At 59.6% G+C, this 18265-nt stretch carries 19 protein-coding genes; 16 read left to right on the top strand and 3 right to left on the bottom strand.

Going from position 1 to position 18265, the window contains the following annotated elements:
• Positions 1-2 precede the first annotated feature (2 nt).
• From fliH to ACGSLL_RS25710, 16 genes are all read left to right on the top strand, one after another.
• The gene (gene fliH / locus ACGSLL_RS25785) at positions 3-809 is read left to right on the top strand and encodes a flagellar assembly protein FliH (protein ID WP_394508397.1); all 807 of its coding nucleotides are present in this window, start codon (positions 3-5) and stop codon (positions 807-809) included.
• Positions 799-2157, top strand: a complete 1359-nt coding sequence (gene fliI / locus ACGSLL_RS25780; RefSeq protein ID WP_394508396.1) for a flagellar protein export ATPase FliI — start codon at positions 799-801, stop codon at positions 2155-2157. Before fliH ends, fliI begins: the two co-directional genes overlap by 11 nt.
• Positions 2158-2163: 6 nt before the next feature.
• Positions 2164-2613: a flagellar export protein FliJ gene (gene fliJ / locus ACGSLL_RS25775; RefSeq protein ID WP_208938237.1), complete on the top strand. Its 450-nt coding sequence runs from the start codon at positions 2164-2166 to the stop codon at positions 2611-2613.
• A 202-nt stretch (positions 2614-2815) separates the two neighbouring features.
• Positions 2816-3121 carry an STAS domain-containing protein gene (locus tag ACGSLL_RS25770; protein WP_394508395.1) on the top strand — a complete coding sequence of 102 codons (306 nt, stop codon included), beginning with the start codon at positions 2816-2818 and terminating at the stop codon, positions 3119-3121.
• Between the two features lie 5 nt (positions 3122-3126).
• Entirely contained in the window at positions 3127-4836 is a 1710-nt protein-coding gene (locus ACGSLL_RS25765; RefSeq protein WP_394508394.1) for an ATP-binding SpoIIE family protein phosphatase, read from the top strand.
• 30 nt (positions 4837-4866) lie between these two features.
• Positions 4867-5214, top strand: coding sequence for an Hpt domain-containing protein (locus ACGSLL_RS25760; RefSeq protein ID WP_394508393.1), 348 nt, complete (start codon positions 4867-4869; stop codon positions 5212-5214).
• Between the two features lie 104 nt (positions 5215-5318).
• Positions 5319-6689 (top strand): flagellar hook-length control protein FliK, encoded by a 1371-nt coding sequence (locus tag ACGSLL_RS25755; protein ID WP_394508392.1) that lies wholly within the window; start codon positions 5319-5321, stop codon positions 6687-6689.
• Between the two features lie 335 nt (positions 6690-7024).
• Entirely contained in the window at positions 7025-7528 is a 504-nt protein-coding gene (gene fliL / locus ACGSLL_RS25750; RefSeq protein WP_090282363.1) for a flagellar basal body-associated protein FliL, read from the top strand.
• A 9-nt stretch (positions 7529-7537) separates the two neighbouring features.
• Positions 7538-8506, top strand: coding sequence for a flagellar motor switch protein FliM (gene fliM / locus ACGSLL_RS25745; protein ID WP_003222890.1), 969 nt, complete (start codon positions 7538-7540; stop codon positions 8504-8506).
• Between the two features lie 55 nt (positions 8507-8561).
• Positions 8562-9020: a flagellar motor switch protein FliN gene (gene fliN, locus ACGSLL_RS25740; protein WP_016771070.1), complete on the top strand. Its 459-nt coding sequence runs from the start codon at positions 8562-8564 to the stop codon at positions 9018-9020.
• Positions 9021-9473, top strand: a complete 453-nt coding sequence (fliO, locus tag ACGSLL_RS25735) for a flagellar biosynthetic protein FliO (protein ID WP_394508391.1) — start codon at positions 9021-9023, stop codon at positions 9471-9473.
• Complete coding sequence (gene fliP, locus ACGSLL_RS25730) at positions 9473-10231, top strand: flagellar type III secretion system pore protein FliP (RefSeq protein WP_394508390.1); 759 nt, start codon at positions 9473-9475, stop codon at positions 10229-10231. Before fliO ends, fliP begins: the two co-directional genes overlap by 1 nt.
• A complete protein-coding gene (gene fliQ / locus ACGSLL_RS25725; protein WP_038363854.1) occupies positions 10228-10497 on the top strand; it encodes a flagellar biosynthesis protein FliQ in 270 nt (89 codons plus the stop codon). Before fliP ends, fliQ begins: the two co-directional genes overlap by 4 nt.
• Before the next feature lie 3 nt (positions 10498-10500).
• Positions 10501-11286: a flagellar biosynthetic protein FliR gene (gene fliR / locus ACGSLL_RS25720; RefSeq protein WP_394508389.1), complete on the top strand. Its 786-nt coding sequence runs from the start codon at positions 10501-10503 to the stop codon at positions 11284-11286.
• Positions 11287-11289: 3 nt separating this feature from the next.
• The gene (gene flhB / locus ACGSLL_RS25715) at positions 11290-12429 is read left to right on the top strand and encodes a flagellar biosynthesis protein FlhB (RefSeq protein WP_394508388.1); all 1140 of its coding nucleotides are present in this window, start codon (positions 11290-11292) and stop codon (positions 12427-12429) included.
• Positions 12430-12542: 113 nt separating this feature from the next.
• Entirely contained in the window at positions 12543-13211 is a 669-nt protein-coding gene (locus ACGSLL_RS25710; protein WP_394508387.1) for a hypothetical protein, read from the top strand.
• A 1112-nt stretch (positions 13212-14323) separates the two neighbouring features.
• On the opposite strand, the gene ACGSLL_RS25705 is transcribed toward ACGSLL_RS25710, so the two are convergent.
• The 3 genes from ACGSLL_RS25705 to ACGSLL_RS25695 form a co-directional block, all read right to left on the bottom strand.
• Positions 14324-14683: a DUF6124 family protein gene (locus ACGSLL_RS25705; RefSeq protein WP_208938227.1), complete on the bottom strand. Its 360-nt coding sequence runs from the start codon at positions 14681-14683 to the stop codon at positions 14324-14326.
• Positions 14684-15250: 567 nt separating this feature from the next.
• Complete coding sequence (locus ACGSLL_RS25700) at positions 15251-17575, bottom strand: hypothetical protein (RefSeq protein ID WP_394508386.1); 2325 nt, start codon at positions 17573-17575, stop codon at positions 15251-15253.
• Between the two features lie 372 nt (positions 17576-17947).
• The coding region (locus ACGSLL_RS25695; protein WP_394508385.1) for a DUF6124 family protein at positions 17948-18265 on the bottom strand (318 nt) is incomplete at its 5' end.

Raw genomic sequence — 18265 nt, 5'->3', positions numbered from 1 at the left:
CCATGGACAAGCCTGACGAGTCTGTGACGGATCTGATCCGCGCCCGCGATGTTCGTGGTTTCGAATCCTGGGCGCTGCCCAGCTTCGACCCGCCAAAACCGGAACCTGAGCCCGAGCCGGAACCTGAACCGCCGGAAATGGAAGAAGTGCCGCTGGAAGAAGTCCAGCCACTGACCCTGGAAGAACTCGAAAGCATCCGTCAGGAGGCTTACAACGAGGGCTTCGCCATTGGCGAGAAGGAAGGTTTTCACAGCGCCACGCTGAAGGTGCGTCAAGAAGCCGAAGTGGCGCTGGCGGCGAAACTCGCCAGCCTCGAGCAACTGATGGCGCACCTGTTCGAGCCGATCGCCGAGCAGGACACGCAGATTGAAAAATCGCTGGTCGACCTCGTCCAGCACATCACTAAACAAGTGATCAAGCGTGAGCTGGCGATCGATTCGAGCCAGATCGAACACGTCATGCGCGACGCCCTCAAGCTGTTGCCGCTGGGCGTCGACAACGTGCGCCTGTACGTCAATCCGCAGGATTTCGAACAGGCTAAGGGCCTGCGTGAGCGCCACGAAGAAACCTGGCGCATCGTCGAAGACGAAGCGCTGATGCCGGGCGGTTGTCGGGTTGAAACCGCGCACAGCCGCATCGATGCGAGCATCGAGACCCGCGTCGCGCAGGTCATGGACAAGCTGTTCGACCAGTTGCACGAGCAGGCTTTGCATCCGGCCGAGGCCGACCTGAGTCTGGACATCCCCGACGACATCAAGCCGACGGCTGCTGCTGAAGAGCCGCTTGCGGACCACCCCGATGCGCCTTGAACGCACCAGCTTCGCCAAGCGCCTGAGCACCTACGCCGAGGCCACCGAAATGGCCGGCGCGCCGATTCTCGAAGGGCGTCTGCTGCGCATGGTCGGCCTCACGCTCGAAGCCGAAGGCTTGCGCGCGGCCATGGGCACTCGCTGCCTGGTGATCAACGACGACAGCTATCACCCCTCGCAGGTCGAAGCGGAAGTCATGGGCTTTTCCGGCAGCAAAGTCTTTCTGATGCCGGTCGGCAGCGTCGCCGGGATTGCGCCGGGCGCCCGCGTGGTGCCGCTGGCCGAGACCGGTCGTTTGCCGATGGGCATGAGCATGCTCGGTCGTGTGCTCGATGGCGCCGGTCGCGCGCTGGACGGCAAGGGCGGCATGAAAGCCGAAGACTGGGTGCCGATGGATGGCCCGACGATCAACCCGCTCAACCGTGACCCGATCAGCGAGCCACTGGACGTCGGTATTCGCTGCATCAACGGTTTGTTGACGGTCGGCCGCGGCCAGCGTCTGGGCTTGTTCGCCGGTACCGGTGTGGGTAAATCGGTGTTGCTGGGCATGATGACGCGCTTCACCGAAGCCGACATTATCGTCGTCGGCCTGATCGGCGAGCGGGGTCGCGAAGTTAAAGAATTCATCGAGCACAGCCTCGGTGAAGAAGGCCTCAAGCGTTCCGTAGTGGTCGCCTCGCCGGCGGACGATGCGCCGCTGATGCGTCTGCGCGCGGCGATGTATTGCACGCGCATCGCCGAGTATTTCCGCGACAAGGGCAAGAATGTCCTGTTGCTGATGGACTCGCTGACTCGTTTCGCCCAGGCCCAGCGGGAAATCGCCCTGGCCATCGGCGAGCCGCCAGCGACCAAGGGTTACCCGCCGTCGGTGTTCGCCAAACTGCCGAAACTGGTCGAACGTGCCGGTAACGCGGAGAAGGGCGGCGGCTCGATCACCGCGTTCTATACCGTGCTCTCCGAGGGCGACGACCAGCAGGACCCGATTGCCGACTCGGCGCGAGGCGTGCTCGACGGGCACATCGTGCTGTCCCGGCGCCTGGCTGAGGAAGGGCATTATCCGGCCATCGATATCGAAGCGTCGATCAGCCGGGTGATGCCGGCGGTGGTCTCGCCGGAACACATGCAGCGTGCGCAGTATTTCAAACAGTTGTGGTCGCGCTATCAGCAGAGCCGCGACCTGATCAGCGTCGGCGCCTACGTCGCCGGCGGCGATCGCGAGACCGATCTGGCGATTTCCCTGCAAGCGCAACTGGTTCGCTATCAGCGTCAGGGCCTCAACGACAAGATCACCATGGGCGAAAGCCAGGCTTACCTCGAGACCTTGTTCGCCCCAGCGGCGGGCGGGTAAGCGGTCATGGCCGTCAGCCGCGCCGCACGCCTGGCACCGGTGGTGGAAATGGCCGAGAAGGCCGAGAAAACCGCCGTGCAACGCATGGCTTATTTCCAGGGGCAGGTGACAGTCGCCGAGAGCAAGCTCGCCGACCTCAATGCCTTTCGTCTGGATTACTCGCAGCAGTGGATCGTGCGCGGCAGCACCGGCGTGTCCGGTCAATGGCTGCTCGGGTTTCAGGGCTTTCTGGCGCAACTCGACACCGCCGTCGACCAGCAGCGCCAGAGTCTGGTCTGGCACCAGAACAACCTCGAGAAGGCGCGCAATGAGTGGCAACAGGCGTTCGCTCGCGTCGAGGGTTTGCGCAAACTGGTGCAGCGTTACCGCGACGAGGCGCAGCGTCTGGAAGACAAGCGCGAACAGAAGCTGCTCGATGAATTGTCCCAGCGCCTGCCGCGGCGTGATGCCTTCTAGACCTCAGCCAAATCCCCTCTGGGAGCGAGCCTGCTCGCGAAAAGCATTCTGTCAGTTGACGACATAGTTGACTGACACCCCGCTTTCGCGAGCAGGCTCGCTCCCACATCTGTTCCACATATGATCAACCGTTGCGCCTTGCCCCATCCCTAACCAGGTGCTAAACCTTGTACAGGTTCGTCAATGACAAGGAAGCCAGTCAATGTCAGTCGTTACAGAAGTATCCCCCGATGGTCAGAAACTCACGATCGCGATCAAGGGGCGGTTCGATTTCGGTCGCCATCAGGAATTTCGCGAGTCGTATGAAAAACTCAATGCGAAACCCGGGTCCATCGTCGTCGACCTGAAAGAAGCGACCTACCTCGACAGCTCGGCGCTGGGCATGCTGCTCCTGCTGCGCGATCACGCCGGCGGCGACGAGGCGGATATCCGCGTGGTCAACAGCAGCTCCGACGTGAAGAAAATCCTCGCGATCTCCAACTTCGACAAACTGTTCGACATCAGTTGACAGCCATGCAGGCGCAAGAGCCGCTGACCGTGCTGATCGCCGAAGACAGCGCCGCCGATCGCTTGTTGCTGTCGACCATCGTCCGTCGTCAGGGCCACCAGGTGCTGACGGCGGCGAACGGCGCCGAGGCGGTCGAAACCTTCAAACTGCAGCATCCCGACCTGGTCCTGATGGACGCGCTGATGCCGGTGATGGACGGCTTCGAAGCTGCGCGGCAGATCAAGGCGCTGGCGGGCGAGACGCTGGTGCCGATCATCTTCCTCACCTCGCTGACCGAAAGCGAAGCCTTGGTACGCTGCCTGGAGGCGGGCGGCGACGATTTTCTGGCGAAGCCGTACAACCAGGTGATCCTCGCCGCCAAAATCAAGGCGATGGATCGCTTGCGCCGTTTGCAGGCAACGGTTTTGCAGCAGCGTGACCTGATCGCCCGGCATCACGATTACCTGCTCAACGAGCAGCGCGTCGCCAAAGCAGTGTTCGACAAGGTCGCGCATTCCGGTTGCCTGAATGCGCCGAACATTCGCTATCTACAATCGCCCTACGCGCTGTTCAACGGTGACCTGTTGCTGGCGGCGTACACGCCGGCCGGTGACATGCACGTCATGCTCGGTGACTTCACTGGCCACGGCTTGCCGGCCGCCGTCGGGGCGATGCCGCTGGCCGAAGTGTTTTACGGGATGACCGCCAAAGGCTACGGCCTGGCGGAAACCCTGCGTGAGATGAACGCCAAGCTCAAGCGCATCCTGCCGGTGGACATGTTCTGCTGCGCCACTTTGCTCTGTCTGAGTTTCCAGAGCCGTTCGGTGGAGGTGTGGAATGGCGGCATGCCGGACGGTTATCTGCACCGCATGGCCACGGGCGAGCGGGTACCGTTGCCGTCGGCGCATTTGCCGCTGGGGATTCTCAGCGCCGAGGCCTTCGATGACCGCACTGACGTGTATCCGATGGCCATCGATGACCGGGTGTTCCTGCTGTCGGACGGGGTCATCGATACCGGTGATGGCAATGACCAGTTGTTCGGCGTCGAGCGCTTGCAGCAGGTGTTTGCCGCCAATCGCCAGGCGGATCGCTTGTTCGAGGACATCGAGCAGGCACTGCGCGATTTCGGCGGCGAGGCGCGTGACGACGTCAGCATGGTCGAGGTCAGCCTGCTCGCATCCGCGCCGGCGCAGACGCTGGCGCCGGTGTATTCCGACAGCGGCCAGTCGAGCCCGCTGGACTGGTCGGTGAGTTTCGAATTTCGTGGCGCCACGCTCAAGCGCTTCAACCCCTTGCCCTATCTGTTGCAACTGCTGCTGGAGGTACACGGGCTGCGCGCGCAGAGTGGCGCGCTGTACAGCGTGCTGGCCGAGTTGTATTCCAACGCGCTGGAGCATGGCGTGCTCGGCCTGGACTCCAGCCTCAAGCGCGATGCAGCGGGCTTTGCTCTTTATTACCAGCAGCGCAATGAACGCCTCGAAGCGCTGCAGGACGGTTTTGTTCGTGTGCATCTGCAGGTGCAGCCGCAGCCGCGCGGCGCGGGTGGCGGTCTGCTGATTCGGGTCGAGGACAGCGGCAAGGGTTTCGATGTGGCCGGGGTCATGCAGCGGCCACTGGAAGGCCTCCGTTTGTCGGGGCGCGGTGTTGGCCTGGTGCGCCAATTGGGGCGTAACGCTCGCTGGACGGACGAAGGTCGTAGTGCCAGCGTGGAGTTTTTCTGGGAGATTCAGGCATAATTCGCGCATTCTTGATCAAGGAGTGAGCAAGTGACTGACATACAGGTAGATTACGATGCGCTGAGCGTATTGCGTGAGGTGATGGAGGAGGGTTATCCAGAGCTTCTGGATACTTTTCTGACGGATTCCGAAAGTCGCCTGGCGGAACTGCGCAATGCAGCGGACGCCAAGGCCTTGTCGGACATTGCTCATAGCTTCAAGGGCAGCGCCAGCAATATGGGCGCGGTCCGCCTCGCCGCGTTATGCCAGGATCTGGAGTCGAGCGCCAAAGACCAGACCCCGGAAGCACGGGCGCAACTGGTCGCTCGCATCGCCGGTGAGTTCGCCGACGTGCGTCCTGTTTACGAAGACGAAAAGCATCACGCCCATACCCACTGATCCGGCCGTCCGGCGCTTTTCCGAAGCGCCGGCGATATCTGGCCCGGCACTTGCAGATAACTCCGCAACTGTACCTACGATCCCAGTGCAGCGGAGACCGTTTCATGCCTGCGACCCCCAACATCCTCATTCAGAACGCCGCTCAGGCCAAGGCGCAAGCTGCCTCGGCCAAAACGCCGGCAATGGCCGCAGACACCGCTGATAAAGCCTCCAGCTTCGCCAAAGTGTTCGCCGATCAGGGCTCGAACAAGCCCGTCGCCAGCGCTGACAATTCGCCCAAACCGGCGCGCGACAAGGTCGCCGATAACAGCGGCAAGAAAGACATCGGCAAGGATCAGTCTGCCGCTGCGCAGCCGGCGGTTGCCGATAGCGGCAATGACTTGCCTGCCGATAAAACCGCAGCCACCGATGACACTGCCGCTAATAGCGACGCCAGCGCGGACACCCCACAGACGCCGGTCGCTGAAACTACACCGGTTGATCCTGCGCTGGATCCGGCATTGGTTACCGCTGCGCAACCGCTGATCGCCGCGCCTGTCGTGCAGGCGCCAGCCGTCGTCGCCACTGCCCAGCCAGAAGTCGAGACGCCTGCGCTGGCGGCTTTGCCGGGCATGGTCAAAGATCCGGCGGCTACCCCCGCCAGCGATTTCGATCCGTCCGCCGACCCGCTCGATTCGCTGCCCGCCGTGCGCATGGCGATGGAGCAGGGCGGGCATATTTCCGCCGCCAGCCAGGCACAACCGAAAGCCTCGCCGGCCCAGGCTCAGGCCGACGGTGAATTGACTGCGGCACAGAACTTCGCTGCCGGCATGGCCAGCATGCTCGATGTGCAAGCCGACAAGGACAGCACCAGCCAGGGCGGCGAGAAAGCGTTCAGCGGCTTGATCGACGACGGCCTCAAGGACCTCACATCAGCGACCAGCGATACCCGCGTCGATGACTTCGCCAACCGCCTGGCGGCGCTGACTCAGGCCGCCACGCCGAAGACGGCCAATGCAGTGCCGGTGAATCAGCCGATCGCCATGCACCAGAGCGGCTGGACTGAAGAAGTGGTCAACCGCGTCATGTATCTGTCGAGCGCCAACTTGAAAGCGGCGGACATTCAGTTGCAGCCTGCCGAACTGGGGCGTCTGGATATTCGCGTGAACATGGTCCCGGACCAGCAGACGCAAGTCACGTTCATGAGTGCGCACCCAAGCGTACGTGAAGCGCTGGACAGCCAGATGCACCGTCTGCGCGACATGTTCAACCAGCAGGGCATGGGCCAGGTCGACGTCAACGTCGCCGACCAGAACCGTAGCTGGCAAGGCCAGCAAGGCCAGGAGCAGGCGCAGCAGGGCCAGAGCGGGCGCACCAGCGCAGCCGGCGGTCGCCTCGATTCGGTGGACGAAGAATTGGCGCCGGCCAGCGTGGCTGAAGTAGCAGCGCAGACCACCAGCGTGATCGGCAGCAGCGCGGTCGACTATTACGCCTGATCGCTTCAGATCAAAAGCCCCTCACCCTAGCCCTCTCCCAGAGGGAGAGGGGACTGATCGGGGGATGCTCAGGATGTGCGCCGCCCTGATCGTTTTGCGCTGAATCCAGTTGAGGCGCGCCCCTTGTCATCCGACTCGTAATCGACTCGGTCCTTTAGGTCGATGCAAAACGAAAACCCGACTCAATCTGCTCCCTCTCCCTCGGGGAGAGGGCTGGGGTGAGGGTGGCTTTTGACTTTGGCGTTGTCTGCGCGACCTCCGACACTTCTGGCATAACACTTGCTCTTGCCTAGCCGTGCAACTGTAAAACCCCCGATTAGTGACGGATTATTGGCATGGCGAAGAGCGAAGCAGCAGCGGTAAAAGACCCGGCAACCAAAGGCAAACTCAAGCTGATCATTGTGATCGTGCTGGCCTTGCTGTTGGCCATCGGTGCGTCCGTAGGGGCGACCTGGTTCTTCATGCACAGCGCCCAGAGCAAGCCTGCCGAGGCCGCCGAAGCTGCGCCGGTCGGCAAGCAGGCGGCGATCTTCGAGCCGATGGCGCCGGCCTTCGTTGCCAACTACAACCAGAACGGACGTCAGCGCTACATGCAGGTGAGCATCACCATGCTCGCGCGAAACCAGGCCGATCTGGACGCGCTCAAAGTGCACATGCCGGTGATCCGCAACAACCTGGTGATGCTCTTCTCCGGTCAGGACTTCGCGACCCTGGCGACCCCGGTCGGCCAAGAGATGTTGCGCCAGAAGGCCACCGCCAGCGTTCAGGAAGTGGCGCAGAAAGAGCTGGGCAAAGTGGTCATCGAACAGTTGCTCTTCACTAATTTCGTACTGCAGTAGGAACACGACATGGCCGTGCAGGATCTGCTGTCCCAGGATGAAATCGACGCGCTGTTGCATGGCGTCGACGATGGTCTGGTACAGACCGATAACGCTGCCGAACCCGGCAGTGTCAAAAGTTACGACCTGACCAGCCAGGATCGCATCGTCCGTGGACGCATGCCGACCCTGGAAATGATCAACGAGCGTTTCGCCCGCTACACCCGCATCAGCATGTTCAACATGCTGCGCCGCTCCGCGGACGTTGCCGTCGGTGGCGTGCAGGTGATGAAGTTCGGCGAATACGTGCACTCGCTGTACGTGCCGACCAGCCTCAACCTGGTCAAGATCAAACCGCTGCGCGGCACCGCGCTGTTCATCCTCGACGCCAAACTGGTGTTCAAACTGGTGGACAACTTCTTCGGCGGCGACGGCCGTCACGCGAAGATCGAAGGGCGTGAATTCACCCCGACCGAACTGCGCGTGGTGCGCATGGTGCTGGAGCAGGCCTTCGTCGATCTGAAAGAAGCCTGGCAGGCGATCATGGAAGTCAACTTCGAGTACATCAACTCGGAAGTGAACCCGGCCATGGCCAACATCGTCGGCCCGAGCGAAGCCATTGTGGTCTCCACCTTCCACATCGAACTCGATGGCGGTGGCGGCGATCTGCACGTGACCATGCCGTACTCGATGATCGAGCCGGTGCGCGAAATGCTCGACGCCGGTTTCCAGTCCGACCTCGACGATCAGGACGAGCGCTGGGTCAACGCCCTGCGCCAGGACGTGCTTGATGTCGACGTGCCGATCGGCGCCACCGTGGCCCGCCGCCAGTTGAAACTGCGCGACATCCTGCACATGCAGCCGGGCGATGTGATCCCGGTCGAGATGCCGGAAGACATGATCATGCGCGCCAACGGCGTGCCGGCCTTCAAGGTCAAGATGGGCTCGCACAAAGGCAACCTCGCGTTGCAAGTGATCGAGCCGATCGAGCGTCGCTGAGGCGACGTTTTCAACCCCCGCATTTAACCGAATTGTTGCCCGCCGAGGACACATGATGAACGACGATATGAACGCGCAGGACGATCAGGCACTGGCCGATGAATGGGCTGCGGCCCTTGAAGAAACCGGTGACGCCGGCCAGGCTGACATTGATGCACTGCTGGCCGCCGACGCCGGCACTTCCAGCTCCAACCGTCTGCCGATGGAAGAATTCGGCAGCGTGCCAAAAAACAACGACCCGGTGACCCTCGACGGCCCGAACCTGGACGTGATTCTCGACATCCCGGTGTCGATCTCGATGGAAGTCGGCAGCACCGACATCAACATCCGCAACCTGCTGCAACTCAACCAGGGTTCGGTGATCGAGCTTGATCGTCTGGCCGGCGAGCCGCTGGACGTGCTGGTCAACGGCACCCTGATCGCCCATGGCGAAGTGGTAGTGGTCAACGAGAAGTTCGGCATCCGCCTGACCGACGTGATCAGCCCAAGCGAACGCATCAAGAAGCTGCGCTGAGTGAAAAGGTTTCTCTGGGCTTTGCTGGCTTTGCCACTGAGCGTGCTGGCCGCCGAGCCGGGCGCAACCGCTGCTGCGCCTGCCGCCACCGCGCCGATGGTCAACAGCGGCGTGGCCGGGCAATTGACGCAACTGGTGTTCGGTCTGCTGCTGGTGCTGGGTCTGATCTTCTTCCTCGCCTGGCTGTTGCGCCGTGTGCAGCAGGCAGGTCCGGCGGGCAAGGGCCAGGTGATCGAATTGATCGGTTCGCGCGCGCTCGGCCCGCGTGACCGCTTGATGCTGGTGCAGGTCGGCAACGAGCAGATTCTGCTCGGCCTCAGCCCCGGCAGCATCACCGCGCTGCACGTGCTCAAAGAGCGGGTCGAAGTGCCTACTGCCAGCGAAAAAGCCACACCGGAATTTGCCCAGCATCTGCTGAAGATTCTCGGCAAGGATCAGAAGGATACGAAGTAATGGCTGCGCTCCGCATCGTCTTGACGCTGGCCCTGATGCTGGCCGCGCCGTTGGCATTGGCTGCCGATCCGTTGTCGATTCCGGCGATCACCCTCGGCACCAATGCCGACGGCGCGCAGGAATACTCGGTCAGCCTGCAGATCCTGCTGATCATGACCGCCCTGAGTTTCATTCCGGCGGCCGTGATCCTGATGACCAGTTTCACCCGGATCATCATTGTCTTCTCGATCCTGCGTCAGGCCCTCGGCCTGCAACAGACGCCGTCGAACCAGATTCTCACCGGCATGGCGCTGTTTCTGACGCTGTTCATCATGGCCCCGGTCTTCGACCGGGTGAACAAGGACGCGCTGCAACCGTATCTGGCCGAAACCCTCACCGCGCAGCAAGCGGTGGAAAAGGCCCAGGTGCCGATCAAGGACTTCATGCTCGCGCAGACCCGCACCAGCGATCTGGAGCTGTTCATGCGCTTGTCCAAGCGCACCGACATCGCCAGCCCGGATCAGGCACCGCTGACCATTCTGGTGCCGGCGTTCGTCACATCCGAGCTTAAAACCGCGTTCCAGATCGGCTTCATGATCTTCATCCCGTTCCTGATCATCGACCTCGTCGTCGCGAGCGTGCTGATGGCCATGGGTATGATGATGCTGTCGCCGCTGATCATTTCGCTGCCGTTCAAGATCATGCTGTTCGTGCTAGTCGATGGCTGGGCGCTGATCATTGGCACCCTCGCCAGCAGTTTTGGAGGTGTCTCGCCATGACGCCGGAAGTTGCGGTCGATATCTTTCGTGAAGCGCTGTGGCTGACCACACTGATGGTCGCCATTCTGGTGGTGCCGAGCCTGTTGGTGGGCTTGCTGGTGGCGATGTTTCAGGCCGCGACGCAGATCAACGAACAGACCTTGAGCTTTCTGCCGCGTCTGCTGGTGATGCTGGTGACGCTGATCATCGGCGGTCCGTGGATCGTGCAGACGTTCATGGAATACATCATCCAGCTGTACAAAAACATTCCGATGGTCATCGGCTAAGCCATGCAATCGCTGCTTCAGCTGACCGACACCCAGATCAGTACCTGGGTGGCGTCGTTCATGTTGCCGCTGTTTCGCGTCGCCTCAATGCTGATGGTCATGCCGATCTTTGGCACCACCCTGATTCCGCGACGCGTGCGCCTGTATTTTGCCGTAGCGATTACCGTGGTGATTACCCCGGCGCTGCCACCAATGCCGGCCGTCAGTCCGCTGGATCTCAGCGGCCTGCTGCTGATTGCCGAGCAGATTCTGGTCGGCGCGGTGCTCGGGTTTTCCCTGCAACTGTTTTTCCAGGCGTTTGCCGTGGCCGGGCAGATTGTCGCGATCCAGATGGGCATGGGCTTCGCCTCGATGGTCGACCCGGCCAACGGCGTTTCGGTGGCGGTGATCGGGCAGTTTTTCACCATGCTGGTGACCTTGCTGTTCCTGTCGATGAACGGCCATCTGGTGGTCTTCGAAGTCCTCACCGAAAGCTTCACCACGCTGCCGGTCGGCGGCGGTCTGATGACCGCGCACTACTGGGAACTGGCCGGCAAGCTCGGTTGGGTACTCGGCGCCGCATTGCTGCTGGTGCTGCCGGCGGTGACTGCGCTGCTGGTGGTGAACATCGCCTTCGGCGTGATGACCCGCGCCGCGCCGCAACTGAACATCTTTTCGATCGGTTTTCCGCTGACCCTGGTGCTCGGCCTGTTCATTGTCTGGGTCGGGCTGGCGGATATTCTCAACCAGTATCAACCGCTGGCCAGCGAGGCCTTGCAGTTGTTACGCGAACTGGCACGGGCGCGCTGAGTCATGGCAGAGAGCGAAAGCGGTCAGGACAAAACAGAAGACCCCACGGAGAAACGCAAAAAGGATTCCCGTGAGAAGGGTGAGATCGCCCGCTCCAAAGAGCTCAACACCCTCGCCGTGATGATGGCCGGCGCCGGCGCGCTGCTGGTGTTCGGCGGCATGCTGGCCGAAGACTTGATGGAGCTGATGCGCCTGAACTTCACTTTGTCCCGTGAAGTGATCATGGATCAGGGGTCCATGGGCGCATTTTTGTTGAAGTCGGGTCAGATGGCGTTAGTGGCCATTCAGCCGTTCATGATTACCCTGTTGCTGGCGGCGCTGATCGGCCCCATCTCTCTCGGTGGCTGGCTGTTCGCGGCGGGCTCGATGGCCCCAAAATTCAGCCGGATGAACCCGGCGGCCGGCCTGAAACGAATGTTCTCGTTCAAGGCCGTGGTCGAACTGCTCAAGGCGCTGGCCAAGTTTCTGATCACCCTCGGCGTGGCGCTGCTGGTGCTGTCGGCCGACGTCGACGACCTGTTGCGCATCGCCCATGAGCCGTTGGATCAAGCGATCATTCACAGCGTGTTGCTGGTCGGCTGGAGCACCCTGTGGCTGGCCTGCGGCTTGATCATCATCGCCGCCGTCGATGTGCCGGTGCAACTGTGGGAAGCGCACAAGAAACTGCTGATGACCAAGCAGGAAGTGCGCGACGAACACAAGGATCAGGAAGGCCGCCCGGAAGTCAAACAGCGCATCCGCCAGACCCAGCGCGAAATGTCCCAGCGCCGCATGATGGCCGCGATCCCCGACGCCGACGTGGTCATCACCAACCCGACCCACTACGCCGTCGCGCTCAAATACGACTCGGAGAAGGGCGGCGCACCGGTGCTGCTGGCCAAGGGCAGCGACTTCCTCGCCCTGAAAATCCGCGAAATCGCCGTCGCCAACAACGTCATGCTCCTCGAGTCGCCGGGCTTGGCGCGCTCGATCTACTACTCCACCGAGCTGGATCAGGAGATTCCTGGCGGGCTGTATCTGGCGGTGGCGCAGGTGTTGGCCTACGTCTACCAGATCCGCCAGTACCGCGCCGGCAAGGGCAAACGCCCGGATCCGCTCAAGGACGATTTGCCGATTCCGCCGGATTTGCGTCGCGATTCCTGAGAGTTGCCGTCTGTCTGAAATGCGTCTGTACCTGTCAACTCTGACAGTAGACGCCGCTCTCTGGTCGCGTTGCTATGCACATGGGAATGATCCCGTGCACAGAGATCGTGATCATGGCAGAGCGAATCTATAGAAAACTCGAAGGAATGACGCTGAAGTTTGTTTCCGGGATGTTGGAAAGGAACATCAAGGAGGAGTCTATCCGTTACACGGTGAAATTCGATCTGGATCTCGATTTCACGCACTTCGTGCAAATGGCTAACGTTTATATTCCGGGTTACCTGAACAATCCGGTCAATGCGATCAGGCCTGAGCTGGATGGGCTGGCTTATCACTACTCTTACAATTACCTGTTCGATGCCGCAGGAAATATTCACGACAAGCTTGCTTTGTTTCAGCTATTCGCGTCTCCAGGCTATTACATGGATCAATGGGGCACAGGGCTTGATTTGAAGGTCCGTTATGGCAAACCGGCGTTCGAGGTCGTCGGGCAAAAATTACGCGTGGAAGCAACACAGGATTTCAAACTGCTGCACCATACCAGGATTATCGAAATCGCTGATCTACCAATCATTAAGTTTAATTGGGCGCTGAACCTGCTACAAAGCGACCTTGTGATGTTTTATATAACCGCGCCTGCTACGAAAGTCGTTCTCATGTACATGGATGAAGACTCAGTCGAGATCGAAGGTGAGTCGATGTTCCGCGGCACGCAGTACCTCGATCGCAACGGTCTTGATTTCGGCAATATCACGGCGAAGCAGATCCTCACGGCGAAATAATCTGCGCTAACCATGAAAGATGTCGTATGCGATCAAAAATGCACCCCAATGATCATTCCCACGCTCCGCGTGGGAATGCAGCCCGGGACGCTCTGCGTTCCATCCAGAGCCGAGCGCAGAGTATTCTTTGAAGCGTTCCGTTGCTGTGTATAGCAAAGTCCTCAAGCAAAGTAATAAATGAAAAACCGCTGTACCGTTTCAACCGGGCGGCGGTTTTTGATACCTGAACACATGTATTGGCTGTCCGGCCGCTTTCGCGAGCAGGCTCGCTCCCACAGGTTCAGCGTCTAAACATCGACACCAATCCCCCGTGGGAGCGGGCTTGCCCGCGAAGACGTCAGCCGCCACAGCGCTTAACCCAAGGCTTGTCAAAAATCCCTGCTACTGCGGCAACTTGCGAGATCCCCAGCAGCGTTCTGCGCTGCGACGCCGGTATGAGATTGGCAAAGTCATTGGCGAAGGTTCTGGCGCCGGCAAGTGCTCAGGTAGATAAATCCGTCCCCCTTTCTGGTCCCCTTATCTCCAGGTTACTGCGCAGCCACTGGTCTGAGATCTCCCTTTACTGTCAACTCTGACAGGTGCGCCCGCGCTTGTTTTGCAGTTTGATACAAGGTGGCGCCGCGAACCTGGCGCGGTCAGTCGAGCGAGTGCAAGGGAGCAAGGCAATGAAAGGTATCTTCAGCAGTTACGATGAAAAAACCGGAAGGGGCACTATCACACCCAAGCCCTCGGGCCGATGTATTTCCTTTGCCGAAGCCACAGGTTTTTTCTCACTGCAAAAGAATACCGATTCAGCATTCCATTGGCCGATGCCCGTCAGGCGAACATCACAGTGGGCGGCGAGGTCGAGTTTGAATTGCCCCGGAACAAAAATGGAAAAGTAAAAAATCTCCGCTATTGACCACTCGATCGCAAAGCCGCTGAAACGAAAAAACCGCCGCCCCGATTCAACGGGGCAGCGGTTTTTTTATGGCTGAAGACATGTGCGGGCTGTGAGGCCACTCCCACAGGTTCGGCGTGTAAACACAGGGCATGTGGTCAACACCGATCCCCTGTGGGAGCGAGCCTGCTCGCGAAGACGTCAGCAGCCGCAACGCTTCACTCAGGGCGTGTTACTGCGGCAACTCCAGATTATCCAGCGCCCGACTCACCGCCAGCTCGCCGAGCATGATCAGTTGCGCGATGCCCAGCAGCGTTCTGCGCTGTGACGCGGGGATGAGGTTGGCGAAGTCATTGGCGATGGTTCTGGCCGAGGCGAGGGTTTCGCAGGCGTTGGCCAGCAGTTCTTCGTTTTTGAAGTCGGCGGTCACGGCGTACATCGTGCGTTTTTTACGCGGCGGTGGCGGAGAGCCGGGCGGGCAGAGGTAGTGATCGAGGGCGCGGTCGGCGGCGTCGTGGAGTTTGTTGGAGTCGAGGGATTCGTAGGGGGAGGTGGGGTCGGTTTCGGGCGGGTTTGGCGTTGGTTTAGTCATGGTCGAGCTCCTTTGTGGTGGAGCCGCCAAATCCAGTCGCTAAACAGGATAGGTGGCGGCTGTACGCAGGTTAGCGAACCGGTCAAAGGCACCCGGTAGACCCGAAGGTCTCCCGCATACAGCCACCATAACGAAGTTGCAGACATACCGATCCGCAACGAAGCCTGGGACGCTGATGCACCTTTAATCTGATCCGGGTCGCTAAACCCGATCGCTGATTCGTCAGCGACCGGACCACAATAGAACCCGACTCCAAAGCGCACAAGCCGGCGGATTCTGGCTTGACTGTAGGCAATGGCGCAAGGTTTTGTAGCCTTGATACCGTGTCTGCAGGTGTCTTTTAAACACCTTCGTTTAAATCCAGGAATTGCGCCGGATTTGAAAGGCCCTTCGCGAGCAGGCTAACTCCCACAGGGGGCGTGTTTATCCCTTCCTGTTTCATTCTCCGCCAAAAGTTGGAAGTCTTCTTGCGAGAGCGCCGTGCGACCACTCGGAGCGTCTGGAATTTGCTTTAAAGGAGCGTAAATAGATCCGTCCCCTTTATTGTCCTTCCTCTCGTTTGATGCGCTAAATGGATAGGGTGATTTTGATGTTGTCAATGTCTAAGTAGTCTCGCAGACCTCCGCTGCCAGGGACTATTTGGGTAGCTATTATGAGGGAGGAAAACTTTAAGTTGTTTGTTAGTTTTATTGGGACTTTCGTTAGATCGGCTACAGAGTGTATTAGTATTCCTGCAGCGTTGTAAAAGGTGATGCCGTTGTTGGTCTGACTGTTTAGTACATTGCAGTCGATTTCTGTCGCGGTTTTTCCATTTAAGTCTATTTTTATAGTGTCTCGGATTTTTAGACATTGACTTCCCCAATCCGCAGTAAGTGGATGTCCTATTCCGGTATAATCCCCAGAAACGCTATCCTCACGCATGTTGGTGATTGTCATTGTTCCGATGTTGATACTTTGTCCTACGTTCAGTTTGTGGCTTGCAACGTTGGAAAAGTCTTCTTCAATAAACAAGGTTTGATTGTGAAGGGTGTAATCCGTCGTTGGTAACTTCGTAGAGTATTCTTCAGTGGGATTTGAGCCAAAGAATATTTTTGGTACTAACTCTAGTGTGCTTTCATGCGGCAGGTTTTCTAAGTCGGAACGCAGCAGAGTCCTGCGTACTCCAGTGTTTTGTTCTTCGGCAGTTATGAGGTCTCCCCGTGCAAGGGATATAACAATAGGCTGCGTAAGGGTTTTGTTTAGGACTACATCGAGCCAGAGGTGATGGCCCTCAATGATCAACGGGCTAGGCGCTATTGAAACGGTACAGTTCCCCTGAAAATCTCTAAGATTAAGTACGTGGCTTTCGCCATTGGCTTCGTCAATTCTAAATGCAGGCAATCGAGAATCTCCGTCCGTAATCTTCAGCACGCTCACTTTGACAGAAGCTGATCTACCAACCTGACTTGCATTGCGATTGAGGTTCCAGCGCAGGGTAGTTTCCTTGTCATGCCGCGCCGCGAGAAACGCCTGGCTCAACACAACGTTCACCTGTTGATCGACGAAATCCTCTAAAGGAAACTGCGGCTCGCCCGCCGGCGCGTTGACCTCCACCAGTCGCGCGCGGTCGCCTAGCAATGCCTCGGGAAATCTGATGCGCACGGTCACCCCATTCGGGTACGCCAACACATCAATCGGCTCTACGACGTCCACTAGTGCTGGCGGTAATAGCTTGATCGGGGCCGCTCCAGTAACCGTGGCGTTGGCCGCGTTGGAAATCCCCACCAGATCGCCGTCGGGTTCGCGCAGTTCGTAAGTCACCGTGACGACGCTGCTGGCGAAAATCTGGTCGTTGGGTATTTCAAGCACGCACGGGATTTTTTGCCCGAACTCCTGTTCGACCTTGCCGCTGACGACCACCACCACGTCGGCCGGTTGCCCCGTGTTTTTTGCGGTGTAAGTCGCAATCACATCGTGGCCCACCACAAAGCGGGCATCCGAGGTCAACACGACCACTGACAAATCTTCGCCCGCCAGTTTTACCAGGTCGATGATGCCTGGGTTGTCGTTTTCGTCGCTTGGCACTTCTCGTAAAATCGGCATGGGCAGCAAACGACCATCCAGATCCTCATCCACCGTCTGCACCGGCGACCACGGCGCATCGGTGTCCGGGCCGTTGCCGAGCTGGTCGGTGACGGTGAAGAGAAAATTCAGTTTTTTATCCAGCCTTTTTGCCTTGTCCAGAAAGTCGCGGGTGATCGTGAAGCAGATGGTGATCGGCACTTCCGAGCCGGGGTTCGGCGGCGTGGGTGCCTGATTCGGGTTCACTCTGGGCTTGGGCTCGAGCAGTTCGCCGTTGCATTTGAGGGTGATGAGGTCGTACGCCCGGCAGTACGGATACGCCACACAGATTTCGGCGCTGACGAATCCGGGGCCGACGCCGTTCTTGATGGTGTCAGGCAGTATCAGTTTCAGTTCTGAGTGGCCCCCGGGGTCGGTCAGTTTGTCTTTCAAGCCGGGCCGGATACGGTTGTAGAGTATTTCCAGCGGGGGCTCGGAGGTGCCGACGTTGTTGCTGCCGCGTGTGATGGTGTAGTAGAGCTTGTTGATCCGGTCCGGATGCAGCCGGCCCTTGGGAATGCGCAATGTGGTACGCGCGTTGACATCGATAATGGTTTCGCTGTCCAGCGCCGCTGATTCGCCCTCAAGCCAAAGCTCCATGACGTCATCGGGATCCAGGGTGCCCGACAACGGTGGGTCGACGAGGACGACTGCGCCTTCACCGTCGTTAATCAGGTCGTAAGCTACAAGGGATACGCCTATGTCAGCGCCTACTACTGGCTTGGTCTCGCCGTTGATCTTCGGCGAGCTCAGGACGAGAACAGTGTTGTCCGGTGGGGTTGAGGTCGACATGACTGTGGCTCCTGCACGATGAAAGGGGCAGGTGTCATCAGAGCGCTTAATGGTGGATTGCGCACCTGTCAGATCTGACAGGTGTCGATGGTTTTCCGACGAATGGTCGGGATGAACGGTGGGAAATGGGGCCCGCCAACCGGTCGATTGAGCGGCGGTTCGTTATGCGTGGCGAAGATGTGTCGTTTGGTCGTCAGCTTTCGCAAGCAGGCTCGCTCCCACGGGTTCGGCGTGTGTGGACAGGTTTTTTGATCGTTCCCATGCGCAGTCAAGAAATGCCTCAACGGACACTCCGCGTTCGGCTTTGGAGGGGACGCGGAGCGTCCCGGGCTGCATTCCCACGCAGGAGCGTGGGAACGATCATCGGTGGCGCTACTGCGGCAACTCCAGATTATCCAGCGCCCGACTCACCGCCAGCTCGCCGAGCATGATCAGTTGCGCGATGCCCAGCAGCGTTCTGCGCTGTGACGCGGGGATGAGGTTGGCGAAGTCATTGGCGATGGTTCTGGCCGAGGCGAGGGTTTCGCAGGCGTTGGCCAGCAGTTCTTCGTTTTTGAAGTCGGCGGTCACGGCGTACATCGTGCGTTTTTTACGCGGCGGTGGCGGAGAGCCGGGCGGGCAGAGGTAGTGATCGAGGGCGCGGTCGGCGGCGTCGTGGAGTTTGTTGGAGTCGAGGGATTCGTAGGGGGA

It is taken from the genome of Pseudomonas retamae, assembly GCF_043496865.1.
Lineage (GTDB): Bacteria > Pseudomonadota > Gammaproteobacteria > Pseudomonadales > Pseudomonadaceae > Aquipseudomonas > Aquipseudomonas retamae.
Note: the sequence above shows the minus strand (reverse complement) of the source record. Positions and strands in the feature narration are given on the sequence as shown.